Genomic DNA, 23,669 nt, shown 5'->3' with positions numbered 1-23,669 from the left:
ATCAACGTACGTCGACCGCCGGACGGGAGGAGGACCTTTTCTCCGGGACGGCGATCGCCCGCCGCACCGCCTGCGAGGGCCACCAGCTCGCCTCGCCCAGCAGCAGCATCGCCGCCGGCAGGACCAGGGCCCGGACCACGACCGCGTCGATGAGCACGGCCGCCGCCAGGACGAAGCCGATCTGCTTCATTTCGATGATGTGGAGGAAGACGAAACTGGCGAACACCGTGGTCATCACGACCGCGGCACTGGTCACCACGCTCGCCGAGGAACGGATCCCGTCCAGTACCGCCTGCCGCGTGGGCACGCCCGCGAGGGCCGCCTCCCTGATCCGGCTGACCACGAACACCTGGTAGTCCATCGACAGTCCGAAGAGGATCACGAAGAGGAACAGCGGCACCCGCGACCCGATCGACCCGGTGGAGTCGAAGTCCAGCAGGCCCTCGGCCCACGTCCCCTGGAAGACCAGCACCAGCAGCCCGAGCGCCGCCGCCGCGGACAGCAGGTTCAGGACGACGCCGAGCAGTCCGAGCACGACCGAGCGGAACGCGTACACGGTCATCGCGAACGTCACCAGCAGCAACGCGCCCAGCACCAGGGGCAGTTTGCCGTTCTGGTGGGCGGGATAGTCGGCGTAGCGGGCGACGTCCCCGCTCACGCCGTACTCGGCGCCGCCGATCCGGCCCACGGTCGCGGGCAGGAAGTCGTCCCGGAGCCGGTCGAGGGAGTCGTAGGCCTCGTCGGAGTTGCCCAGGTACGGCACCTTCAGTTCGAGGGTGCTGGTGCGGTCGTCGGCCGAGGTCCGGATCCGTGACGCCCCGGTGAACAGCCGGTCGTCCTCCGCCCGCCCGGCCACCTCCCGCAGGGCGGCGCCGACTTCCGCCGATCGAGCGGCATCGGCTCGCACGACCACCTGGTGGGTCACCCGTTGCTCCGGGAACGCCTCGTTGAGCCGGTCGTACACCCGCATCGCCGGAATGTCGCGGGAGTGCGTGTCCCGGCTCATCTCGGTGAGCTTCAGCCCGGCCAGCGGGACGACGAGGGCGAGCAGGGCGAGGACCGAGACGCACAGGGTGGCCAGGGGGTGCCGGGCGGCGGGCCGCAGCAGCGCGGCCCATATCCGGCCGCCGCCGCTCTCACCCCGCACCCGGCGTACGGGCTTGCCGCGCTCGACCCGTCGGCCCGCCCGGCGTTCCGCCCGCTGCCCGAGCTTGACGAGCAGTGCGGGCAGGGCCGTCAGCGAACTCGCCACCGCCACCAGGACGACCACGATCGTGCCGGTCGCGAGGGAGGAGAAGATCACGTCGGAGGCCAGGTACAGCGTCGCCGTGGAGGCGACCACCGCGAGCCCGGAGACCACGACGGCCCGGCCCGAGGTCGCGGCGGCCAGTTCCACCAGTGCCTCGGAGGACAGCCGCCCGCCGGAGCGGGCCCGTTCCTCCCGCTCGCGCTTGAGATGGAAGAGCGTGTAGTCGACGCCGACCGCCAAGCCGATCATCAGGATGACGTTCGTGCCGACCCCGGCGTCGGGCGACACATGCGAGACGACCATCGAAAGACCGACCGCCGCCGCGATCGACGACAGCGCCAGCAGCAACGGCACCCCGGCCATGGTCACCGACCCGAACACGACCAGCAGTGTGAGGAGGGTGACGGGCAGGGTGATCGCCTCGGACAGCGCCAGATCGTCACCGCGCTGCTGCTCGACTCCCTTGCTGACGGAGGGACTTCCGGTCTCCTCCAGCAGCAGACCGGGGTGGCCCTTGCGCACCGCCGAGGTCTGCGCCACGAGCGCGTCGACCTTGTCCTTCGCGTCCCGCTCCTCGCCCTTCAGCGCCACCTCGACCATCAGGATCCGGCGATCCTCCGACCACAACGGGTCGGCCACGCCCGCCACTTCGGGCAGTCGCCGCATCCGCTCGGTGAGATCCTTCGCGGCGGCCCGGGCGGTCCCCTGGTCGAGAGCACCGCCCGAACGGGAGGAGATCAGCACCTGCTCGGCGGCCCTGCGCTCCAGATGGGCCTCGGCAGCGAGGGATTCGGCCCGCCCGGCCTCACCGACCCGGTAGTCCGCAGTCCTCGCACTGTTCGTGCCGACGGCACTGCCGGCCCCCAGACACAGCGCCACGAACACCAGCCAGCCGACGATCGCCCGCCAGGGGTGCCGCGCGCTCCAGCGCGCCACGCGCACAGAGAATGAGTTCATGCCCAAAAGGGTTGCTGAGCAGGGCAGTTGACGGACAGAGGCACTCGGTTGAACCTGCCGTCCACCGGTCGGTGGACCCGGTCCCTGGGGAAAACCCCACGGTCCGAGAGGCCGGCGCCACCGTGATACGCGAACACCCCGGGTGCCGGGCCTGGTGCGGGCCGGCATCCGGGGTGCCGTAGTGCGGGGTCGGTCAGCGCAGGACGCCGAGGCGGTCGAGCCGCTCGTTGACGCCGTTGCGGAGTTCACCGAGGGTCGTGCCGGGAGGCGTCACCTTCGGCGTGGAGGACGGCGGCTGGGTCTCGTCCGCGCAGGTCGTGCCGCGCGCCGGGACCTTCAGGTCCACCAGGTAGCTCGTGACGGCGTCCGTCGCGCAGGCGCTGCGCCCGAAGGCGGTGTGCCCCTCGGCCTTGAAGGTGAGCAGCCGGCCGTTGTCCAGCTCCCGGGACAGGGCCACCGCGTCCTGGTACGGGGTGTCCGGGTCGCCGGTGTTGCCGACGACGAGGATCGGCGCGGAGCCCTTGGCGCGGAAGGAACCGTCGTAGCGGCTGACCTGCTCGCCCTTCCACTGGACGCAGGCGGTGGCGTGCTGGTGGTCGTAGAGCGGCGGGCCGTACGCCAGGGCCGGTCCGAGCAGTGGCGCGAGCTTGGCGTTGGCCGTGACCTGCCGCTTCAGCAGGGCAGGGTCACGCGGGTAGGCCTTGTCGGTGCACTCGACGACCACGTTCGGGTTGAGGAAGTCGTAGCTGGCGGCGGACGGCGGCCGCAGCAGGAACGAGGTGGTGTCGCGCTGCTGGGCCTTGCGCAGGGCCTCGCCGAGCGAGGGCCAGATGACCTTGCCCTCGTTGATGTTGAACAGGAGGCGGTAGACGAGGGTGTAGCCGTTGGCCTGCCCGCCGTTCGCGGTCGGTACGGGGTTGGCGTCGAGGTCGGCCTTGAGCTTCTCGAACGCGGCCCGGGGGTCGCCGTCGCCGAACCCGCACGTGGCCTGGTCCGCCTCGCACCAGTCGAGGAAGCGGCTCATCGCGCCGTCCAGGGCCAGGTACTGGGGCCGGTCGTAGGCGTACGGCTGGTTGGCGTAGTGCTCCGGGTCGTAGGCGCCGTCGAGCGCGAGGGCACGCACCCGGTCGGGGAACAGGGCGGCGTAGACCGTGCCGATGTAGCTGCCGAAAGACCTTCCGTAGTAGGTGAGTTGGTTCTCACCGAGGGCCTGGCGCAGCAGGTCGATGTCCCGGGCGACGTACTCGGTGCCCACGTAGGGCAGCAGGTCGCCCGCGTTGTCCTGGCAGGCCTGGTCGAACTCGGCGGCCTGGCGCACGGCGGGCTCGTAGGCGTCCGGGCCGGGGGCGCCCTTGGCCGCGGTGATGGCCCGGGTGTACGTCGGGTCGTCCCAGCACTGGACCTGTGAACTGCGCCCGACGCCGCGTACGTCGTACCCGAAGACGTCGAAGGAGTCGCGCAGGGAGGCCGGCAGCTCGGCGTAGTTCCCGCGTACGAAGTCGACGCCGGAGTTGCCGGGCCCGCCGGGCTGGAGGAAGAGGGTGCCCTTCTTCTTGGCCTGGTCCGGGGCCTTCTTCCGGATGACCGCCAGGGTGATGGTCCGGCCCTGTGGATCGCGGTAGTCCAGCGGCACGTCGGCGTTCGCGCACTCGAAGCCGTCCTGGCAGTCGGACCAGGCCAGGGACGGCACGGCGGGCTGCTTGCCGGTCTCGTCCGGCTGGGCCGCCATCACCTGGGCGGCCGTTCCGGCGACGGCGAAGGAGACGGCCGCGGCGAGGGCGATCTTCAGACGCGGGAGGTGTCTGCGCGCCCGGGAGCCGGTGCCGGTACCGGTGCCGGACCGGCCGGATCCGTGATCTCGTGTGGTCACTGTGTGTTCCCCTCGGGCGCGAGTGCCGTGGCGCACCCCTCGGTGCGATCGGGTTCGTTGAAGTTTCTAGCTCATACGGGAGGGGAAGGGGGGCGAGAGTGACGTGATGGGCCCCTTTGTGGGGGCCTTGTCACGTGATCTCTCCAATACCCGGCGGTAGTTGCGGCGTTGTTCACCTGAGCCTGGGGCCGACAGGCTTCGCGGGCCTCACAGACCGAAGAGCTTCGCCCCGTTGTCGTGGCACACGGCCCGCAGCCAGTCCTCTCCGAGCCCCAGCCGCTCCAGCGCGTGGAGCTGGTGCAGGTACGGATAGGGAATGTTGGGGAAGTCGGAGCCGAGCAGAATGCGGTCGCCGAGCCCGGCCAGCCGGGGCAGGGCCCGGCGGGGGAACGGCATGAACCCCTCGCTGAAGTCGGTGAACGCCATCGTCGTGTCCAGCCGCACCTCCCCGTACCGCTCGGCGAGGTCGAGGAACTCCTCGTACTCGGGCATCCCCATGTGCGCGACGATCAGCCGCAGCCGGGGGTGCTGTGCCAGCACGCGCGCGATCGGCTCGGGCCCGGTGTGCTTGCCGGGCGCGGGCCCGGACCCGCAGTGGATCACCACGGGGATCCCGGCCTCGGCCAGCACTCCCCACGCCGGCCGCAGCAGTTCGTCGGCCGGGTCGTACGCCCCCACCTGCACATGCGCCTTGAACACCCGCGCCCCCGCCGCCACGGCCTCCCGGACATACGCCTCGACCCCCGGCTCGGGGAAGAGGGTCGCGGTGTGCAGACAGTCGGGCGTACGACGCGCGAAATCCACCGCCCAGCCGTTCAGCCAGCGGGCCATGCCGGGCTTGTGCGGATAGAGCATCGAGGTGAAGGCCCGTACGCCGAACTCCCGCAGTATCCCGGCCCGTTCCGCCTCTTCCTCGCGGTAGGTGATCGGCCACTCCAGCCCGCCGGTGAGCGGTCCGAGCGCGTCGAAGTACTCCCAGACCTTGCGCAGGACCCGCTCGGGCATGAAGTGCGTGTGCACGTCGACGAGGCCGGGGAGTCCGAGGCGGCTCCAGAAGCGGCGGATCTCACCGGCCTCCGCGCCCGTGGACGCGTCACTGTCAGTGGGCTCGTCAGCTGCCACGCGGTGATCGTCCATGTCGCCCACGATCGCGCCGGGGGCGGCGGCGAGTCCACTCTTTTGCGCGAGGGGCGCGTGAGGGATCCGTCACCCGGGCTGTGTGGGAGTGGGAGCGGGTGTTACCGCCCCGGGCCGGACTCCGGCCGCCGAGCCGGACGCCGGTCACCGGTCGCGCAGGTGGGCCGCCTTCACACGGTGCAGGTGGATCAGCACGTCGTGGCTGCGGGCGAGTGCTATGTCGTGCTCCGGCTCCGGGTATGCGGTGCCGATGCTGCGGGTCGGCCGGGCGGCCCGCAGCCAGTTCCGGGCCGGTTGCGGCGCGGTCCGCAGGTCGACGACGTAGTCCCGGTGGCGCACCCGGTCGAGTGTCCGTTCGTTGTTGCCGGGCCCCGCAGGGCCGAGGCTGAACCGCCGCACCTCGCCCTCGGGTCCGGTCGCGTTGAACGAACCCCGGGCGAAGGTGAAACCGATGCTCAGGTACCCGTCGCCGAACCGGTCGCGCAGGAACGCACCCTGCATCTTCGGGTAGTGGACGGGGTCGTCCGGAACGTAGGCGACGTGTGCGTTGTGCGCCGACAGCAGGACCTTGTTCCCGGTGTGCTCCGCCCACCAGGCCACGTTGTCCGCCATGACCGAGTCACGGAAGCGCATGGCGGCCCGGAGCTGCTCCGGGTCCTCGAAGTCGAAGGCGTAGCCGCGCGCGGTCTGGTCGATGGCCGTGGCGTGCCGCACCGCCCAGTCATACGCTGCCCGGTCGGCACCCGGCGCCTGCTGTTTCAGCAGCTTCAAGGCCTGACCGGTCCGGTCCGCCCTTTCCTTGCGTTCGGCGTACGGCAGGTGCAGGTACTGCTCGATGTACGCGCCCGCCGCCGTCGTGGGCCGCAGCCCTCGGTACAGCGCGGTGAAGCGGGCGAGGAGGCCGGGGTGGGCGCGGGCCACGTAGCCGGTGACCTCGTCGTACAGCTCGGGGCCGGCCCACGCGAAGTCGTCGCCCATGAACTGGACCGGGTCGCCGGGGTGACGGAGGTTGTACGCCCGCATCCATTCCACGAGCGCCAGATACTCGGCGTTGTTCCACCACAGGTAGTCCCGCTGGAACTCCTCCCGCATGATGCGCCGCGGGTCCCCCTCGCCGCGCAGCACGTAGGCGTTGAGGCGCAGGCCGGTGCTCCAGGGGGCTTCCAGGGCGAAGGTACGAAAGCCCTGTTCCTCGACGAGGTGGCGGAAGACGCGGTGCTTGAGGGCGAAGAACTCGTGCGAGCCGTGGGTGGCTTCGCCCAGGCCGACGACCCGGGCGTCACCGATCATGCGGTCGAGGGGACGCAGGTCGCGGGTGTCCCCACCCGTAGCGACAGTGCGCAACCGGTGGGAGGCGCGGTCGAGGGCGTCTACGACGGTGGAGTCGGGCTCGGTGACGTGTGCGGTGACCGGTGCGGTGGTCGGTGCGCTGGTCCTGACTGCCGGGCCGGTCTGCGCAGCCGTAGCCGGGATGCCGACCGTGACGGCGCCGAGTGTGACGAACAAGGTCAGAGCGATGGCGGTCCGATGCCGTGTCATGATCCAAGGCTTCCGCCACGCGGCCACGGAGACCATGCGGTTGACCGCCGACCTGAGGTGGGGGAGGCCTCCAGGCGGGCACGGGGGTTTTCCGCAAAGCACAGGCACAGCCCGCTCGGCGCACCCTGCGCTTCACCGTCCGGAGCTGCCACCGCCAGGGCTGAGGCGGCTGTTCTGCACCAGCCGCCCCTGCAGCGGTTGTGTGAGGGAACCGTCACCCGGGCCTGTTGGAGTGGGAGCGGGGCCTCATGCCCACGGCAGCCTCTCCTCGCGCGGCTTCAACACACGCAGGCGGTCCGGTTGCCGCGATGTCCACTGCCCCGGCCCGCAGCGCGTGCAGCGTGGGCAGCCGTGCCGAGTGTTTCCGCCCCTGTTCGAGCTGGCGGATCACATCGACGGACACACCGGAGCATTCGGCCAGTTCTTCCTGCGTCAAGGAGGCCGGACGGCGCAAGCGACGCAGAGTCCGCCCCAGGTCTTCGTTTGCCACGCTGCCACCGTACGTCGCGACGAGGATGCCGGCAGCGCCATCGCGCGAGCGGGGCAGGCACGTACGACCTGGCTGCGGGCTCCGCCCACCCTCTGGTCACCGCTTCGGGGCGCCCCTTGGAGGCCGGTACGCCGCCGCGACCCGCTCCCGGAACGGCCGGCGTCCCACCGCCTCCGCCACCTCCCTCAGCAGCTCCGCCAGCGGCATCGACAGCTCGGCGTCCAGCTCCGCCATCGCCGCCGCCGTGGCCTCCCACTCCGCCTCGATCAGCGGCAGCAGGGCACGGGCCTTCGGCGTCAGGTCGATCAGGCGGCGGCGGGCGTCCAGTGGGTCGGGGGTGTGGGTAACCAGGTCCGCGCGGGCCATCTGGGTCGCCGTCTGGCTCGCGGCCGAGTGTGTGACGCCCACCGCCGCCGCCAAGTCGCGTACGGACAGCGGGCCTTCGGCCAGGAGGGCCCGTACGGCCGGGGAGAAGCGGGGCCGGTATTCGGGAAGGCCCTGTTCCTCGTGGACCTTGGACACGTCGCCGTCGAGCAGCTCCAGGACGTGACGGAGCAGGGTTCCTACGGCGGCCGGGTCCGGGGTATCTCGCATCTTGCTAATCTAACAGCGCTGTTATATCTCAGCGGGGTCGAGGAGGGTACGTCCCACATGACCGAGCGCTATCCACCCATCGAGCCGTACGACCACGGCATGCTCGACGTCGGCGACGGCGACCGCGTCTACTGGGAGACCTGCGGGAATCCCGAGGGCAAGCCCGCTCTCGTCCTGCACGGCGGGCCGGGATCCGGAGCGGGGCCGTTCTGGCGCCGGCTCTTCGACCCGGCGGCGTACCGGATCGTGCTCCTCGACCAGCGCGGGTGCGGGCGGAGCACGCCCGACGCCGCCGATCCGGGGACCTCGCTCGCAGCCAACACCACCTGGCATCTGATCGCCGACATCGAGCGGTTGCGGCGGCACCTCGGCATCGAGGAGTGGCTGGTGCTCGGCGGCTCCTGGGGTGTGACCCTCGCGCTGGCCTACGCCGAGCAGCACCCGGGACACGTGTCCGAGCTGGTCCTCTTCAGCGTCACCAACACCACTCGCCGCGAGGTGGAGTGGGTCACCCGGGACATGGGACGGATCTTCCCGGAGGAGTGGTCCCGGTTCCGGGACGCCGTACCGGAGGGTGAGCGCGACGGCAGCCTCGTGGAGGCGTACGCCCGCATGCTCGCCGACTCCGATCCGGCCGTACGGGAGCGGGCCGCGCGAGAGTGGTGCCGTTGGGAGGACGTGCACGTGTCCACCCACCCCGGGCACAAGCCCGACCCCCGTTACGAGGACCCGCGCTTCCGGCTGCGCTTCGCCCGCCTCGTCACGCACTACTGGCGGCACGCGGGCTTCCTGGAGGACGGAGCCCTGCTGCGCGACGCCGGGAAGCTGGCCGGTGTCCCGGGTGTGATGGTCCACGGGCGCCTGGACATCAGCGGGCCTCCGGACATCGCGTGGCAGCTGGCCCAGGTGTGGCCGGACGCGGAGCTCGTGCTGATCGGCGGGGAGGGACACGGGATGTCCCGGGATGCCACGACGGACGCCGTGCTGGCGGCTACGGACCGGTTCAGGCCGGTCGGGAACACGCGCGCCCGCTGACGCCGGCCTCAACGCTCCAAGTCGGACCCTTTCGCACCGCACGTCGCCAGACTGCACCACCTCCGCCGCCCGCTCTCGTCGAGGAACAGCCAGCCGCAGTCCGGGCTGGGGCAGGCGCGGATCGTGAAGCGGCGGGCGTCGGCGAGCAGTTCGGCCGCGCTGCGGGCCACCGCGTACAGGGGCAGGCGAAGACCGGCGGAGGGGGACGGCCGCCAGCGTCCCAGGCCGTCCTCGCCCCGGGTGAAGACCGAGAGCCGCGCGGCGTCCTCCACCACTCCGGCCACCGCCTTGAAGGCCCGGCCGTCCTGCGGATCGGTCAGGCAGGCGTACAGGTCCGTACGGAACCGCCGGGCCTCGTCGAGCGCGGCGGCGGCCTCGGAGGGCTCCCGTACGGCCTGTTCCCGCAGCCGGCCGACCGTCCACTCCTCGATCAGGTCCAGATGTCCGGCCCATACGGCGAGTGCGGCATAGCCCCGCAGCCAGTCCGACCCGGGCAGCGGGCCCTCGCCCCACCCGGCGTAGGTGTTGCAGAACTCCAGTGCGGGGTGTCCGCTCGTACTCCACGGCAGCCACTGGTCGCCGACCCGTACCGCGTAGACGGGCCCGGGGGGCCGGTCCAGCCGGGGGTCGCCGCGCAGCATGCGTGCGTGCAGGGTGCGCAGTTCACGGTGGGGTTCGATGCCGAGTTCGGTCGCCAGCAGGGCGCGCGTGCGGTCGTACAGCCGGAGCGCGTCGGCCTGGCGGCCGGCCCGGTACAGGGCGGTCATCCGGGCGGCGACCAGCCGTTCACGTGTCGGATGCTCGTCGAGCAGCGGTGCCAGGTCCGCCGCGACCCGGTCGTGCAGCCCCATGGCGAGCTGCGCCTCCGCCCGCTGTTCCACGGCGGACAGCCGCAGTTCGGCGAGCCTGCCGCCCAGCCGCGTCCGCAGCCGCTCGTCGGCCACGTCCGCGAGCAGCTCGCCCCGCCACAGCCCCAGGGCATCGTCGTAGCGGCGGATCCGCTCGGCCGGGTCCCCGGCAGCGGCCGCCTGCCCGACGAGTGCCATGAACTCCTGTACGTCGATCAGGTGTTGAGCTCGCTCTACGGCGTAACCGTCGTGCCGGGTCTCGACGGGCACCCCGTACGGCCTGAGCGCGGCGCGCAGCCGGCCGACGTAGGTGTGGACGGTGGCGCGGGCGGAGGCGGGCGGGTCGCCGTCCCACAGCAGGTCGATGAGGCGCTCGGTCGCGACGGAACGGCCGGCGTGCAGCAGCAGCACCGCCAGCAGACACCGCTCCTGGCGGCGGCTGCCCACCGGCACCTGCCGTCCCTCGTGACGGACGGCGAACGGACCGAGCAGCTGGAACTCCATGGCTACCGGGCAGCCTAGCCTCGGGCTGTCGCGGTGTGGCGCGTCCGTAGCGTGATCACAAACGAGGGAAGTGCTCCTCAGGTCGTCCAGGGGGGGTGGGTCCTTCACGTTCCACGTTCGGGGGCGTCCGGGTCGGCGCAACTGTTGTCCGTCGCAGGTCGCCGCGGAACTGCTGACGGGCTCTCTGCGTCATGCGGTATCGGGCTCTTCGACTCGCCCGCGGAGGGGGCGAGATGGTCCATCCGCCTCCACGAGGGGAAGATCGTCGGGGCGAGAGTGGCGAGGAGATACGCACCGCCGATCACCAACATCGTGGTGAACAAGCCCGTCGAGTCCACGAGGTAGCCGGCGGTGAGGCCGCCGAGTGGGGTGATCGTCAGGACCGAGGCGGTGGTCGCGCTGAGCACGCGGCTGCGCAACCGTTCAGGCACGATCTCGTACATCACCGTCGTCAGGATGGGGTTGATAATCCCGAAGGCGACGCCCTCGACTGCCATCGTCACGGCCAGCGGGGCCACGGTGTCGCTGCAGGCAGCGACCACGAAGCGCGGTATACCGCCGATCAGAAACGCGATGGTGAACACCGGCCGGCGCCGGAAGCGGCTGCCCACCGCGCCATAGGCCAGTGCCCCTGCCAGCGCACAGAGGGAGAACGTCGCGTTCAACAGACCCAGGTCGGCGGCGCCACCGAGTTCCTCACGTGCATGAACCGGAAGGAGCACGGCGCTCCAGCTCTGATCGAAGCCCTTGGTGGCCAGTGTCATGAGGCAGATGCCAAGGAGCAGTGGCGTGCCGAGGACGAAGCGGTAGCCCTCTCCCAACTCGCGGCGATAGGAGCGCACCGACGTCGGCTCGGGTCGCTTCTGGGGCCGGGCTTCGGGCAGGTCGCGCAGACCGAAGGCGAGGAGGGCGGCTGACAAGGCGAAGGTGGCGGCGTCCAGCAACAGGACATGCTGTGCGCCCAGGAGAGCGATGAGCACACCACCGACCGCCGAGCCGATCATCCCGGCACAGCGTGAGGCACCGTCGTACCACCCGGCGGCTCGGGTCAGCGGCATCCCAGCACGCTCGGCGAGCGTGGGCAACAGCACACCGCGGGCAGTCTCGCCCGGAGCATGAAACAGCCCGGTGACGGCCATCAGCGCGCACAGCATCCAAAACTGCAGCACCCCGGCGAACTCCAACAGCGCAATGGCAGCGACGGCCACCCCACAGACCAGATCGGACACGAGGCCGACCCTGAGCCTGCCGATGAAATCGATCACCGGCCCGCCGACGATCGCTGACAGCACCACCGGCAGCACCGAACAGAACGCCACGATCCCGGCCTTGGCGGCACTCCCGGTGCTCTGCAGGACGAGCCACGGCACGCCCATCCCGGTGAACACACTCCCGGTGATGGAGATGACATTGGAGGCGAGTACGGCGGTGAAGGGGCGGCGATCGCCGGGCAATAGCAGCTCCACAAAGGCGCAAGGCACTGGGACGCGCTGCATCCTGGCATGGCATCGGGGCTGCGGCACGGCATTTTCCTGCTGCTGGTCCCCGCCTCGGCGTGGCCCCCGGCCGTCGAACCGGGGGGTGAGATTCGTGACGGCGCCTGGGTCGCCGAGATCGACGTCGGCAGCGACTGCCTGACGGGCCGGCCCAAGGGCCTGCGGCTGATCGTGCGCAAGGAACACCCGCACCCCGGTGCCCAGTTGCGGCTCACCGGCCCGGAGGCCGTCAGTCTGCTCTCGCGTCGGAGAACCCGCTGAGGAACTGCTGGAGCGTGGTCACAGCCGCGGTGTCGGCTACTGCGAGAGAAGAGGAGCCTCATGACTCTTGACCTTGCCCAAAGGTGAAGGCGGACAGTGTCTGCGGCAACCAAGTCGGCGAGCTGAGCGTGATGGGCTTTGTCCGAGCCCGGATGAGAGGAACCTGCATGGATGAGGACACTCTCCTGGCAGAGCAGAGGGCCTACTACAGGGCCGCCGCGGCCGAATACGACCGGCCCTACGCAGAGTACGAAGCCCTGCAGCAATTGCTGGCTGCCGTCGATGACCTCCCGATTGCCGGGGATGTGCTGGAACTGGCCTGCGGAACGGGCCAGTGGACCCCGAGGCTTGCCGCACGGGCACGTTCGGTGACGGCCGTCGACGCGTCAACCGAAGTGTTGGCCCTCGCTCGGGCGCGCACCACATCGCCCACCGTCCAGTTCATCGAGGCCGACCTGTTCGAGTGGCAGCCGCCACGACGCTACGACACTGTGTTCTTCGCCTTCTGGCTCTCCCATATTCCGCCTACTCGGTTGCCCGACTTTTGGAAAACCGTCTCGGTCGCACTCGCGCCGGGCGGCAAAGCGATCTTCATCGACGACGGCCCAGCCGCAGCCGCATACGAGGAAGTCCTCGCGAACCAGCCGATCCCAGCAGCACTGCGTCGGCTCGATGACGGCAGCCAGTACCGCATTGTGAAGGTATTCCACGATGCCCAGACCCTCACGGACGACCTCACCGCGCTGGGGTGGTCAGTCCACGTCCAGAGCAAAGCTGGGAACTTCATCGGCACGGCAGAACCGCCGACCACCGCTGGCTAAGGAGACACGGGGCTGCTCGGCTCAGCCCGTTCCGCCCGGCGAGACCGTGAGTCTGTCTCAACGAACCCAGTCCATGCGTCTCACCCAACCGAGTCCACACACGTCAGCGGCATGCGGGGGACTACCTTCGTTGAGATAGGACATTCGCCACCAACACCGGAAGGCGATCCCGAAATGGTCCGCGTCCACTATGACGACTGACGACAGTTGAGGATTACGACTGACGCCAGTCGAGGGAGACGCCGCCTACGGTTCGACGATGTGTCGCAGATAGGCGTGCGGGTCGGCGAGATAGCGGCGCCAGTGATCCACGACGCCGAGCTCCTGCCAGGCGACTCTCCGCAGGCCGTGCTCGCCGACCTCGACGATGTCCGCGCCCGGCAGGGCGGTCAGGAGTGGGGAGTGCGTGGCACAGATGACCTGGCCGCCCTCCTTGGCCAACCGGTCGATGTGCCCGATGAGTTCGAGGCAGGAGGAGAAGGAGAGCGCTGCTTCCGGCTCGTCGAGAACGTAGAGCCCGGCGTGCAGGAACTTCCCGCGGAACGCCGCGAGGAAGCCCTCGCCGTGGCTGATCGAGTCCGGCGAGAACCCCTCCCTGCCGAGCGCGTCCAGCGCGGTCTCGGCCCGGAGGAAGAAGCCCTTGCGGGCCGACCAGCTGGTGACCATGCGGCGCCCGCGCGAGGCCGCGTCGAACCTGATCCGCTCGCCGAGCGCCGACTTTCCGCGCGGGGAGGCGTAGCGCCAGTCGTGGGAGCCGCCGTAGGAGTCCAGACCGAATCCTTCCGCCAGCGCCTCGACCAGCGTCGACTTCCCCGAGCCGTTCTCACCGACCAGGAAGGTCACCGGCGCGGTGAAGCGCAGCCCCTCGTCGAGCAGCTGCCGGACGCAGGGTACCGACCAGGGCCAGGTGTCCTCGTCGTACGAGGAGAGGTGGGCGTACGCGCGTTCGATAATCACTCGACCAGTGTCGCCCAGGACGCGGAAGGCGTCGCCGTGTCCACGCCGCGTCCACGCCGACGATGGTGAGGCTTTGGTCAGAGGCCGGGGACAGACTGGCGCACGCCCTCACGGCGAGCCTTCCTTACACCCCTCTGACCAGGGAGAACCATGCGACGAACCGCCCTCACGACGCTCACACTTGCCGCCGCGCTCCTCGGGACGCAGCCCGCGACGGCCGCGGCGGAAGAAGGCTGGGAACCGGCACCTTCCACACCGTGGGACGTCGCCGCCGGCGTGCGCTGCGACTTCCCCGTCCACGGCGAGCCCGTCGTCGACGAGGTGGTGCGGCGCGTCCTGAGCACCTACCCCGACGGTTCCGAGCGCCGGGTCGCCTACAAGGGCGACCTGGTCATCCGCGTCACGAACACCGAGACCGGCGCCGCCCACGACGCCGACGCGAGCGGCTCGGCCGTCGTCGAGTACCGGCGCGACGGCTCGCAACTCTGGGCCGTGCACGGCCCGGTGTTCGTCGGCGTCGGGGCCGGCCAGGGCACCCTGCCGCGCGGCCTGTACATCGTCGACGGCGTCTACACGATGGACATCAGCGCCACCGGATACAAGGCCGTACACCTCGTCCGGGGGACTACGGACGACCTGTGCGCTCGCATCGACTGACCCGGAAGACCGAGGGCTGGGGCCTGCCCGGCGGATCTCGCCGACAGGCCCCTGGTTCCGGAGAGGGCTCAGCGCTTGAGCGTGAAGGTGAAGTCGCCGGAGAGCTTGCCGCTCAGCCGGACCGCCGAAACGAGCTTCCCCTCCGTGATCAGTCTCTCGGCCTCGGCTCGGGAAAGACCGCAGCCTTCGGCGATCAGTCGCACGGGCCGGACGGGGATCCGCGCCGCGAAGCGGACCGATACGTCGATCACCTCGCGGTCCAGGTGATCCGATCCGCCGGTCTCGAGGCGCCAGGCGTTGTCCCAGTCGAGGGCGACGCGATTACGGCGCCGCACGGCCGGATCCTGGAGCAACTCGGCTGCCAGGCCGGGGTCGTTGTCGTGCAGCCGGTCCAGCAGCTCAGGTCGTACGGAGCGCACGTTCATCCGCTCCAGGACCGTGAGTTTCGCCGTTTCCCCGCAAGCGGTGCAGAGCACGAGGAGCCAGGCGTCGAGCAGCTTGTGGTGGGCGTTGACGCGGAACTTGCCGTTTGCCCGGAAGTGTTCGGACGCGCACGTGTGGCAACGGCGGAGGACGAGCGGCAGGCAGGTGGGCATGACCACCCAGTTTTCGAGCACAGAAGTACACCGGTTTCAGTGAGAAGTCCGCAGCAAAAAGCAGCGCGGCGCACATGCGCGACGCGCGACAGATCAGCGCTCGGGAGGTCTCACACGGTGTGCAACGGCACGTCCTTGCTCAGACGACTTGGGTCGGCAGCACGGTAATGGCGCACAGCGGCGGTGCTCCACCGGATTTCGAGCATCGCCGGGGTAGGCCGAGATCCAAGAAATCGGGCTTGACCCTCACGTTGCGTGAGGCCGGAGGGTGGGGTGCATGAGCGACTACTACGACGCGTTCGAGATGAGTCCCGTGCCCGCCCCCGGGCCGGATGCGACCCCGCCGGAGCCGTTCCGCGGCATCTACGGGATGCCCGCGTTCGTGACGATCCCCACGAGCGATCTGGCGGCGTCGGTGGACTTCTGGACTCGTGGGCTCGGCTTCTTCGAGCTGTTCAGCATCCCCGGCCGGGTGGTGCATCTGCGCCGGTGGGCCTTCCAGGACGTACTCCTCGTCCCGGCTGAGAGCGTTCCGGAGCAGGCACCGGCGATGAGCGTCAGTTTCGCGTGCGTGCTCGACCAGGTCGATTCCATCGTCGAGGCCTGCCGTGCGCTGCGCCCGGACTCGGTCGACGGCCCACGGGACACTCCCTGGACCACCCGCGATATCGCGGTGATCACCCCCGAGAACGCACGGATCGTCTTCACCGCGGCGAAGCCCTTCGATCCGGCCAGTCAGGAGGCGCGGAACCTTGCAGCCGTCGGGATCACTCCACCGGGCGTCGGTCGTGGCGACAATGAGGAGCATGCCTGATGCCTCTGACGCCGATGGCCTGACCGTCGGTCAGGTCTCGGCGCGTCTGGGCGTGACCGTCCGCGCGCTGCACCACTGGGACGAGATCGGTCTGGCGCGACCGTCGCTGCGCACGGCTGCCGGATACCGGCTCTACACCGCCGGTGATCTGGAACGCCTGCACCGCATCGTCGTCTACCGTGAGGTCGGTCTCGGCCTGGACCAGATCCGGGCCGTCCTGGACGACTCGACCGCCGACGTGCCCGGTGCCTTGCGTGCGCAGCGCACCCAGGTCGGTGAACGGATCGACCGTCTCCAGCAGCTCAGCGCCGGACTGGACCGGATGATCGACGCCCATGAGCGCGGCCTGCTGCTGACCATCGAGCAGCAGGCCTCGATCTTCGGCCCCCAGTGGGACCCGGACTCGCCCGCCCAGGCCCGTCAGCGCTACGGAGACACGACGCAATGGCGGCAGTACGCCGAACGCTCAGCCTCTCGCGGTCCCGAGGAATGGCAGGAGATCGCCGACGCCGTTGCCGGCTTCGACCGCGCCCTCGGGGAAGCGATGGACGCCGGCGTCACCCCTGGCAGCCCGGAAGCGAATGAACTCGTCGAGCGGCACCGTGAGGTTTTCGCTGCGTACTTTCCCCTCACCAGGCAGATGCAGGTCTGTCTCGGGCGCATGTATGAGGACGATCCGGGATTCACCGCCCACTACGACGGCATCCGCGCCGGTCTTGCCACGTGGTTCCGCCGCATCGTCGACGCCAGCGCACGCGCCCATGGCATCGATCCCGACAGCGCGACCTGGCAGTAGAGCGGGGGGCCGGAGGACCGCGGCCATCGATTCGCTGAGGAGGCGATGCCGAGGCCGCGGTTCATGCCCCCCGGGCCGAGCCACAGACGACCCGGCCCGCCTCAACCACGCGGGGAGCCGGTAGCGGTAAGGGGGGCGATGACAGCGGGGGCGATCACAGCCCGATGTCGGCCAGCCACTGACTCGTGGTCCGGGGGGTGACGCCCAGCAGCTTCTGGGCGGAGGCCTCCGGCGTGATCGAGCGGCCCGGCATCGTGCTCATCGCCTGGTAGGCCCCCGCGACATCGGCGGCTGCGCCCTCCCCGATCAGGGGTGCGATCGAGACACGCATCTCCTCGGGGGTGATCGGCTCGAAGACCACGTCCCGTCCGAGCGCGGCGCCGAACGCCTCGGCCAGGTCCGGCCCCGTGACAGCCGGGTACTGTCCGACGGCGACCACACCGGTGACGTCCGTGCGTTCGAACAGGGCAACGGCGACATCAGCGATGTCCAGGTGGGACGCCCAGGAGACGGGGAAGTCGGCCCGGATCGCGTAGGGCAGCACACCGCGTTCACGCACCGAGTCGATGACGTAGGGCATGAGCAGGTTCTCCAGGTACAGCTCGGGTGCGATCACCGCGTGGGAGACGCCGCTGTCGGCCAGGCCGGCAGCCAGCGTCGCGGCGGCTCCGCCGATGGCGGGATCGCTCGGGAGGCCGCTGGTGGAGAACACCACGCGGGCCGGCCGGGCCTCCCGGACGGCGGTGAGGATGTTGTCCGCGAAGATCTGGCGATCCTCTTCCGAGGTTATCGGCAGGTGCACGAACACCCCTGCGGCACCGCGGTAGGCGTCGGTCAGATCAGTGGCGGAGGAGTAGGCGGCGGCCACCACGCGCGCGCCGTTCACGACGGCCTGCTCGTTGCGGGTGATAGCGGTCACGGGCTTTCCCGCGGCGGCGAGAGCGGAGACGACAGGGGCGCCCTGGGCGCCGGTGGCGCCGTGAATCACGTAGGTCATGGACGTCATTAGTGCATGCGATGCACCGGTTACATCAACTGCACTAATGGGCTACTCTCAAAAAATGTCCGACCCTTGCCTGCCGGAGTGCGGTGTTGCCCGGTTCCTCACCCTGCTCAACGGGCCCTGGGCCACCTTGATCGTGCGTGAGCTCCTGCGTGGCCCGCACCGCTTCACCGAGCTGCGCGATGCCCTGCCCGGCATCAGTCCGCACACCCTGACCAGCAGGCTGCGCCAGTTCGAGCCCCACGGCATCGTCATCCGCACTGCCTACGCGGAGATCCCCCCACGCGTCGAATACCAGCTCACGCCTCTGGGTGAGGGGTTGCGTGACGTCCTCAACGCCATGGGCACCTGGGCTGAGGCGGTCCCCGACCCCGAGCCCGAGTCCGACCCCGAGCCCGACACCATCGCCTGACCCGAATGCCGCGGGTGAGCCGGTACTTCGTCTCGTGCCCCTAGTAGGGGTTGGTGACCGAGCTGAGCAGCATCGTGCCGCGGCGCTTGTACTCAAGCATCCTGGCCAGCTCCTTGCGGGCCAGATCGCGGCGTTCTTCTTCACGTACAGGTAGTCGCCCCACTCCTTGACCGACCGGCCGAACTGCCGTCCCGCGTCACCCGCCCCGCCCTGCCCGACCACCGGCATGCCCGGTGAACGCCCGCCGGCAATGCCCGAGCAGCTCACGCACCGCGGGACCGTTCGTCCCCTTCCAGATCAGGGCCAGCAGAGCCGGTGCCGTCACGTCGTCGATGGTGCGGGCGACGATCCGGTCGCCATGGCTCGCGGCCATCGACTCGCTGAGGACGGCGACGCCGAGGCCGCGGGCCGCGAGGTCCACGATGGCGTCGGCGGCGCTGGCCTGCAGGGCGATCGTGGGGTGGAGGTCCTGTGCGGCACAGGAGCGGTCGAAGAGCGTGCGCAGGCCGGTGCCCGGGGGCATGCAGATGATCGGATGGGCTACCAGGTCACCCAGCACGACCCGCCGCTGTTCCGCCAGGGGATGCCCGGCCGCCACCGCCACGACGAGCCGCTCGCTGATGAGCGTCAGGGCCTCGAGCCCCTCGGGGGCGGCCGTCGCGGTTCCGACGAGGGCCAGGTCGACGGTGCCGGTGCGCACCGCCTCGACGAGCCGGTCGGAGTTGTCCTCCAGCAGGGAGATCTCGACCCCTGGATGCGCGCGGTGGAACGCGGAGAGCGCGTCGAACAGCGGCGTGAGGGTGCAGCCGATGACCATCCCGACCACGAGCTGACCGCGGATCAGGTCGGTCACCTCGTCGACCGCCTGGCCCACCGCCCCGGCCGCCGCGAGCGTCGCGCGGGCGTGGTCGAGTGCCGCCCTGCCGGCCGCGGTGAGGGTGGCGGTGCGTGCCGAGCGGTCGAACAGCTCGGCACCGAGTTCACGCTCCAACTGGCGGATCTGAGCGCTGACGCCGGACTGGCTGATGTGCACCCGCTCCGCCGCCCGCGTGAAGTTCCGCTCCTCGGCGACGGCGACGAAGTATTCGAGCTGCCTCAGTTCCATGACTGGAGATTCTAGTTTCCAGTAGATCCATCCGTTGGACTTCTGATCCAGGGCTGAGCACGCTGGAAGCAGGCATCGACCTTCGACGACGTTAAGGAGACCCGCCATGACGGAGTACGAGAAGGCCCTGCGCCCCGAGGACCTCACCCGCTTGTTCGTCGAGCGGTCCAACGCCGGTGACCCGGCCGGGGTCGCCGCGCTCTACGAAGAGGACGCGGTGCTGGCCTATCCGCCCGGTGCGCGGACGGTGGGACGGGAAGCGATCCGCGCGTTGTGGGAGAAGGTGCTGGCCGACCGGCCCCGCTTCCAGCCGGAAACGCCCCTGCCGACGCTGGTCAGCGGCGACATCGCCCTGACGTCGACCCCGCCGAAGGACGGGGCCGGCGCCCGCGCCCAGGTGGTCCGGCGCCAGCCCGACGGCAGCTGGCTACGCGTCCTCGACCAGCCGGAGTTCACCCCGCCAGCCGGCTGAAGGCGTCCTCGGTCGGCCCGAGTTGACCGCGTCCGTCGGCTGAAGGCGTCCTCGGTCGGCCCGAGTTGACCTCGTCTGTCGGCTGAAGGCGTCCTCGGTCGGCCCGAGTTGACCTCGTCTGTCGGCTGAAGGCGTCCTCGGTCGGCCCGAGTTGACCGCGTCCGTCGGCTGAAGGCGTCCTCGGTCGGCCCGAGTTGACCTCGTCCGTCGGCTGAAGGCGTCCTCGGTCGGCCCGAGTTGACCTCGTCCGTCGGCTGAACGCCTCCTCGGTCGGCCCGAGCCGACCCCGCCCACCGGCTGATCCCCGGCCCGTGTCGCCGGCCCTACCGCCGCCGGACCCCCGTACTCTCCCGCCGCACCAACCGCGTAGGCACCAACGTCGTCCCGTGCTCCGCCGCGTCCTGCCGCATCTTGTCCAGGACCCCCTCCACACACAGCCGCCCCACCTGGGCGAAGTCCTGGTGGATGGTGGTGAGGGGTGGGAGGAAGGACGCGGACTCGGGGATGTCGTCGAAGCCGATGACGCTGATGTCGTCGGGGACGTGGCGGCCGCGTTCGTGCAGGGCGCGCAGCAGGCCCAGGGCCATCTGGTCGTTGGCCGCGAACACCGCCGTGCAGTCCGGCTCGTCGGCCAGTCGCAGCCCGGCCCGGTAGCCGGACTCGGCCGACCAGTCGCCGCGGACCAGGGGTGGGGTCGCCCGGCCCGCGGCCCTCAGTGTGTCCCTCCAGGCGTTGGCGCGGCGCTGGGCGGCGAAGGAGCCCTCGGGGCCGGCCAGGTGCCACACCGTGTCGTGGCCGAGGTCGAGGAGATGCCGTACGGCGTCACGGGCGCCGCCCGCCTGGTCGGTGTCGACGACGGTGTAGCGGTCGCCGGCGTCCGAGTCCGCTACGACGACTTGCACACCCGGTGGCAGGGAGACCGTCGCCGCGTCGAGCAGGTGGATCTCCATGATGACGATGACGGCGTCCACGGCGAGTTCGCCCAGGCGGGAGAAGGCGCCGTTCACCTCGTCCTGGGTGGGGACGGCGACGGGCAGCAGCGTGACGGCGTAGCCGTGCTGGGCCGCGGAGGTGGCGATGGCCTCCAGGGTGCGGATGTTGCCCATGGTGGAGAGGGAGAAGGTGATCACGCCGAGGGTGCGGAACTCGCCGCGGCGCAGCGCCCGGGCCGCGCTGTTGGGCCGGTAGCCCAGCTCCCGCATCGCGGCCAGGACCTGCCGGCGGGTGTCCTCGGTGACGCCCGGGAATCCGTTGGAGACGCGGGAGACCGTCTGGGAGGAGACGCCGGCGAGCTGGGCGACGTCGGCCATGGACGCGCCCTGGCGGGGGCGGGCCGAGCGCCTTCTCGTACGGCTCGTGCCCATCGGTTCGCTCTCGCCGTCCACTGTGCCCACCTGCCCCTCGCTCCCCTCGCCGCCCAGCGGCGCGAAAAAATTAGGTCCGGAACGACTCCTTGACCCCTGAGATTCGGACAGTGTAGACATCCCGCCAGTGGATGTTTACGTAAACATTGCCTAGCAGAAATTAGCGGAAATCGTACGAGAAGGCGCCACACCGCACCAGAAGCCCTGGAGTACTCGAGATGGCACACCGCACCCGTAAGAGAAGGCTCCTCGGCGCCATCGGCGTCACCGCCCTGGCGACCGGGACCGTCCTGGCCACGACCACCCTGCCCGCCGCGCACGCCGAGACCACCGTTCAGGCGGCCGGGGTCACGGTCCGGCCCGACCCCTCCTACTCGGGGGAGAAGTTCGAGGGCTGGGGCACCAGTCTCGTCTGGTTCGCCAACGCCACCGGCGACTACCCGCCCGCGGTACGCGAGAAGCTCTACAAGCTCCTCTTCGGCGACGAGGGCCTCGCTCTGAACATCGCCCGCTACAACATCGGCGGCGGCAACGCCCCGGACGTCAAGGACTACCTGCGGGCCGGCGGGGCCGTCGAGGGCTGGTGGAAGGCGCCGGCGGGCACGACCCGCGAGGACGTCGACTGGTGGGACGCCGAGGACTCCGGCGACTGGAACAAGAACGCCGACAAGACGCAGCGCTGGTGGGTCGACCGCATCAAGAAGGACATCACCCACTGGGAGACCTTCAGCAACTCCCCGCCCTGGTTCATGACCGAGAGCGGCTACGTCTCCGGCAACTTCGACGCGGGCAAGGACCAGCTCAAGCCGGAGTCCGTGGAGGACTTCGCCAAGTACCTGGTGGGCGCGACCGAGCGGCTGGAGAAGGCGCACGGCATCAAGGTCGACACGCTCGACGCCTTCAACGAGCCGAACACCGACTACTGGGGCACCAAGCTGGGCCCGGACGGCGAGCCGACGGGCGGCCGCCAGGAGGGCGCTCACATAGGTCCCGAGCTTCAGCAGAAGGTGCTGCGGGCGCTGGGACCCGTGCTGGAGAAGTCCCGCAGCCACGCGAAGATCTCGGCGATGGACGAGACCAACCCGGGCACCTTCGCCACCAACTGGAACTCGTACCCCCAGGAGGTGCGTGACCTCGTCGACCAGATGAACGTGCACACCTACGGCACGGGCCAGCGCACCACCGTCCGCGACCTGGCCAAGGCCGCCGACAAGCCGCTGTGGATGAGCGAGGTCGAGGGCGACTGGGGCGACGGCCAGAGCTTCACGGACATGCGGCCGGGGCTGGGACTCGCCCAGCGCATGGTCGACGACCTGCGCGAACTGGAGCCCAAGGCCTGGGTGTTCTGGCAGCCCGTCGAGGACTACGACAACATGAAGCCGGGCGGCGAGTCCGCGAAGGGCGGCAACTGGGGCGAGATCCAACTCCCGTTCAGCTGCACCTCGAAGGACACGCTGGAATCCTGCCCGATCTACACGAACACCAAGTTCGACACGGCCCGCAACTTCACGCACTACATCAAGCCCGGCGACCGGCTGATCAAGACGAACGACACGTCCAGCACGGCGGCGGTCTCCCGCAAGGGCGACGCGGCGACGGTCGTCCACGTCAACAGCACGGCCGAGGCCCGTGAGGTCACCCTCGACCTGTCCAAGTTCGGCCGGGTCTCCTCCCGCGCCACGGTCACCCCGGTGGTGACCAGCGCCGACGGCAAGCTCGACAAGCAGAAGGCCGTCCGCGTCAACGGCAAGCAGGCCACCCTCACGGTCCCCGCCCAGTCCGTGACCTCCTTCCTCGTCAAGGGAGTCTCCGGCACGGCCAAGGACGCGGCCGAACTGCGGAAGGGCCACACCTACCGTCTGACCGGCGCCCAGAGCGGCAAGGACCTCACCATCGCCGACAACGGCACGGGCCTGGTCATCCGGGGTGCGAACGCTTCCGACCCGAGTGGTCAGGAGTGGAAGCTGGAGCAGATCCGCGGGAGCGACAACCGCAAGCGGTACGTGTTCACCGAGACGTCCGCCGACAAGCGTCTGGCCATCCGCGACGGCAAGCTGGTCGCCGAGCCGGACGAGGGCCGCCGTGACAAGGCCACCGAGTGGATCATGTCGTCGACCGGTGACGGCACGTGGACCCTCGTCAACGCCGCCACGGGTCAACTCCCGGATGTCTCCGGCCAGTCCACGACCGACGGCGCGTCCGTCGGCGTGTGGCAGCCGAACTCCGGGGCCAACCAGCGGTGGAAGCTGACGGATGTGACGACCGACTAGCCCCGCCTCGCACATCCGCCCACGACGCCCCCGCCCGCCGCCACCGTCCTGGTGGCCGGGTCGGGGGCGTCGTGCTGTGCGACCGTCGGCCTCGGAGCCCTCACGATGGTCCGGTCGTCGCCTTCTCGTCTCAACTCGTCCACGGCCCTTTCATGTCCGCGAAAGTAGGTCGTGATCGGCCACTCGCCGACGACCCCCACCGAGACGGGAGACATGCCATGCCCCGACGCCCGCTGAACCGCCGTGAACGGTTGACACTGATGGGAATCCTCCTGGGCAGTCTGGTTTCCGCCATCGTCGGAGCGGCCACCAGCGAGACCTTCAAGGTGTTGCTGTCCTGACCGGTGCGACTCGCGACCCAGCTCCGCGCGGACCGCGCAGGGCGATGCGGCACAAGCTCCACACCGTCGCTGAATCCGTGA

At 70.1% G+C, this 23,669-nt stretch carries 22 protein-coding genes and 2 pseudogenes; 10 read left to right on the top strand and 14 right to left on the bottom strand.

Features of this window, described 5'->3' with window-relative positions:
- Position 1: 1 nt before the first annotated feature.
- The 6 genes and pseudogenes from OG542_RS19580 to OG542_RS19555 all read right to left on the bottom strand — a co-directional run bounded on the left by OG542_RS19580 (position 2) and on the right by OG542_RS19555 (position 7,836).
- Positions 2–2,206 carry an MMPL family transporter gene (locus OG542_RS19580; protein ID WP_328412580.1) on the bottom strand — a complete coding sequence of 735 codons (2,205 nt, stop codon included), beginning with the start codon at positions 2,204–2,206 and terminating at the stop codon, positions 2–4.
- A gap of 193 nt (positions 2,207–2,399) precedes the next feature.
- Positions 2,400–3,935: an alpha/beta hydrolase gene (locus OG542_RS19575; RefSeq protein WP_328418007.1), complete on the bottom strand. Its 1,536-nt coding sequence runs from the start codon at positions 3,933–3,935 to the stop codon at positions 2,400–2,402.
- 348 nt (positions 3,936–4,283) lie between these two features.
- Positions 4,284–5,213 carry an amidohydrolase family protein gene (locus OG542_RS19570; RefSeq protein ID WP_328412578.1) on the bottom strand — a complete coding sequence of 310 codons (930 nt, stop codon included), beginning with the start codon at positions 5,211–5,213 and terminating at the stop codon, positions 4,284–4,286.
- Positions 5,214–5,357: 144 nt separating this feature from the next.
- Positions 5,358–6,752: an erythromycin esterase family protein gene (locus OG542_RS19565; protein ID WP_328412576.1), complete on the bottom strand. Its 1,395-nt coding sequence runs from the start codon at positions 6,750–6,752 to the stop codon at positions 5,358–5,360.
- 319 nt (positions 6,753–7,071) lie between these two features.
- Positions 7,072–7,242, bottom strand: a pseudogene (locus OG542_RS19560) (helix-turn-helix domain-containing protein); the annotation flags it as partial.
- A 96-nt stretch (positions 7,243–7,338) separates the two neighbouring features.
- A complete protein-coding gene (locus tag OG542_RS19555; protein WP_328412574.1) occupies positions 7,339–7,836 on the bottom strand; it encodes a MarR family winged helix-turn-helix transcriptional regulator in 498 nt (165 codons plus the stop codon).
- A gap of 57 nt (positions 7,837–7,893) precedes the next feature.
- Here OG542_RS19555 and pip point away from each other — a divergent pair, with 57 nt between their 5' ends.
- Positions 7,894–8,871: a prolyl aminopeptidase gene (pip, locus tag OG542_RS19550; protein WP_328412573.1), complete on the top strand. Its 978-nt coding sequence runs from the start codon at positions 7,894–7,896 to the stop codon at positions 8,869–8,871.
- Between the two features lie 8 nt (positions 8,872–8,879).
- On the opposite strand, the gene OG542_RS19545 is transcribed toward pip, so the two are convergent.
- Both OG542_RS19545 and OG542_RS19540 read right to left on the bottom strand, forming a co-directional pair.
- Complete coding sequence (locus tag OG542_RS19545; protein ID WP_328412571.1) at positions 8,880–10,223, bottom strand: BTAD domain-containing putative transcriptional regulator; 1,344 nt, start codon at positions 10,221–10,223, stop codon at positions 8,880–8,882.
- Positions 10,224–10,327: 104 nt separating this feature from the next.
- Positions 10,328–11,719 carry an MFS transporter gene (locus OG542_RS19540; protein ID WP_328412569.1) on the bottom strand — a complete coding sequence of 464 codons (1,392 nt, stop codon included), beginning with the start codon at positions 11,717–11,719 and terminating at the stop codon, positions 10,328–10,330.
- Between the two features lie 36 nt (positions 11,720–11,755).
- On the opposite strand from OG542_RS19540, the pseudogene OG542_RS19535 reads away from it, so the two are divergent.
- Together OG542_RS19535 and OG542_RS19530 are read left to right on the top strand one after the other, a co-directional pair.
- A pseudogene (locus tag OG542_RS19535) lies at positions 11,756–11,956 on the top strand (IS1380 family transposase); the annotation flags it as partial.
- 191 nt (positions 11,957–12,147) lie between these two features.
- A complete protein-coding gene (locus OG542_RS19530; protein ID WP_328412567.1) occupies positions 12,148–12,801 on the top strand; it encodes a class I SAM-dependent methyltransferase in 654 nt (217 codons plus the stop codon).
- Between the two features lie 246 nt (positions 12,802–13,047).
- Here the strand turns inward: OG542_RS19530 and OG542_RS19525 are convergent, their stop codons facing one another.
- Complete coding sequence (locus OG542_RS19525) at positions 13,048–13,758, bottom strand: AAA family ATPase (protein ID WP_328412565.1); 711 nt, start codon at positions 13,756–13,758, stop codon at positions 13,048–13,050.
- A 150-nt stretch (positions 13,759–13,908) separates the two neighbouring features.
- On the opposite strand from OG542_RS19525, the gene OG542_RS19520 reads away from it, so the two are divergent.
- Positions 13,909–14,415 carry a hypothetical protein gene (locus tag OG542_RS19520; RefSeq protein WP_261681378.1) on the top strand — a complete coding sequence of 169 codons (507 nt, stop codon included), beginning with the start codon at positions 13,909–13,911 and terminating at the stop codon, positions 14,413–14,415.
- 68 nt (positions 14,416–14,483) lie between these two features.
- Here the strand turns inward: OG542_RS19520 and OG542_RS19515 are convergent, their stop codons facing one another.
- Positions 14,484–15,011, bottom strand: a complete 528-nt coding sequence (locus OG542_RS19515; RefSeq protein ID WP_328412563.1) for a DUF1062 domain-containing protein — start codon at positions 15,009–15,011, stop codon at positions 14,484–14,486.
- A 277-nt stretch (positions 15,012–15,288) separates the two neighbouring features.
- Between OG542_RS19515 and OG542_RS19510 the strand changes: the two genes are divergently transcribed.
- Positions 15,289–15,825 carry a VOC family protein gene (locus OG542_RS19510; RefSeq protein WP_311126781.1) on the top strand — a complete coding sequence of 179 codons (537 nt, stop codon included), beginning with the start codon at positions 15,289–15,291 and terminating at the stop codon, positions 15,823–15,825.
- Positions 15,818–16,621 carry a MerR family transcriptional regulator gene (locus OG542_RS19505; protein WP_261681376.1) on the top strand — a complete coding sequence of 268 codons (804 nt, stop codon included), beginning with the start codon at positions 15,818–15,820 and terminating at the stop codon, positions 16,619–16,621. Before OG542_RS19510 ends, OG542_RS19505 begins: the two co-directional genes overlap by 8 nt.
- Positions 16,622–16,775: 154 nt before the next feature.
- Here the strand turns inward: OG542_RS19505 and OG542_RS19500 are convergent, their stop codons facing one another.
- Positions 16,776–17,618 carry an SDR family oxidoreductase gene (locus tag OG542_RS19500; protein WP_328412559.1) on the bottom strand — a complete coding sequence of 281 codons (843 nt, stop codon included), beginning with the start codon at positions 17,616–17,618 and terminating at the stop codon, positions 16,776–16,778.
- Positions 17,619–17,682: 64 nt separating this feature from the next.
- On the opposite strand from OG542_RS19500, the gene OG542_RS19495 reads away from it, so the two are divergent.
- Positions 17,683–18,036 (top strand): winged helix-turn-helix transcriptional regulator, encoded by a 354-nt coding sequence (locus OG542_RS19495; protein WP_328412557.1) that lies wholly within the window; start codon positions 17,683–17,685, stop codon positions 18,034–18,036.
- Positions 18,037–18,076: 40 nt separating this feature from the next.
- Here the strand turns inward: OG542_RS19495 and OG542_RS19490 are convergent, their stop codons facing one another.
- Together OG542_RS19490 and OG542_RS19485 are read right to left on the bottom strand one after the other, a co-directional pair.
- Positions 18,077–18,199, bottom strand: coding sequence for a hypothetical protein (locus OG542_RS19490; RefSeq protein WP_328412555.1), 123 nt, complete (start codon positions 18,197–18,199; stop codon positions 18,077–18,079).
- A 33-nt stretch (positions 18,200–18,232) separates the two neighbouring features.
- Complete coding sequence (locus OG542_RS19485; RefSeq protein ID WP_328412553.1) at positions 18,233–19,141, bottom strand: LysR family transcriptional regulator; 909 nt, start codon at positions 19,139–19,141, stop codon at positions 18,233–18,235.
- Positions 19,142–19,247: 106 nt separating this feature from the next.
- Here OG542_RS19485 and OG542_RS19480 point away from each other — a divergent pair, with 106 nt between their 5' ends.
- Complete coding sequence (locus OG542_RS19480; protein ID WP_328412551.1) at positions 19,248–19,613, top strand: YybH family protein; 366 nt, start codon at positions 19,248–19,250, stop codon at positions 19,611–19,613.
- Positions 19,614–19,936: 323 nt separating this feature from the next.
- On the opposite strand, the gene OG542_RS19475 is transcribed toward OG542_RS19480, so the two are convergent.
- Positions 19,937–20,923, bottom strand: a complete 987-nt coding sequence (locus tag OG542_RS19475; protein ID WP_328418005.1) for a LacI family DNA-binding transcriptional regulator — start codon at positions 20,921–20,923, stop codon at positions 19,937–19,939.
- A gap of 272 nt (positions 20,924–21,195) precedes the next feature.
- Here OG542_RS19475 and OG542_RS19470 point away from each other — a divergent pair, with 272 nt between their 5' ends.
- Together OG542_RS19470 and OG542_RS19465 are read left to right on the top strand one after the other, a co-directional pair.
- Positions 21,196–23,247 (top strand): glycoside hydrolase, encoded by a 2,052-nt coding sequence (locus OG542_RS19470; RefSeq protein WP_328412549.1) that lies wholly within the window; start codon positions 21,196–21,198, stop codon positions 23,245–23,247.
- A gap of 218 nt (positions 23,248–23,465) precedes the next feature.
- Positions 23,466–23,588 carry a hypothetical protein gene (locus tag OG542_RS19465; RefSeq protein WP_311126794.1) on the top strand — a complete coding sequence of 41 codons (123 nt, stop codon included), beginning with the start codon at positions 23,466–23,468 and terminating at the stop codon, positions 23,586–23,588.
- Positions 23,589–23,669: the final 81 nt, after the last annotated feature.

This window comes from Streptomyces violaceus (assembly GCF_036014075.1).
Taxonomy (GTDB): domain Bacteria; phylum Actinomycetota; class Actinomycetes; order Streptomycetales; family Streptomycetaceae; genus Streptomyces; species Streptomyces violaceus.
This window is presented reverse-complemented; position numbering and strand designations above follow the sequence as displayed.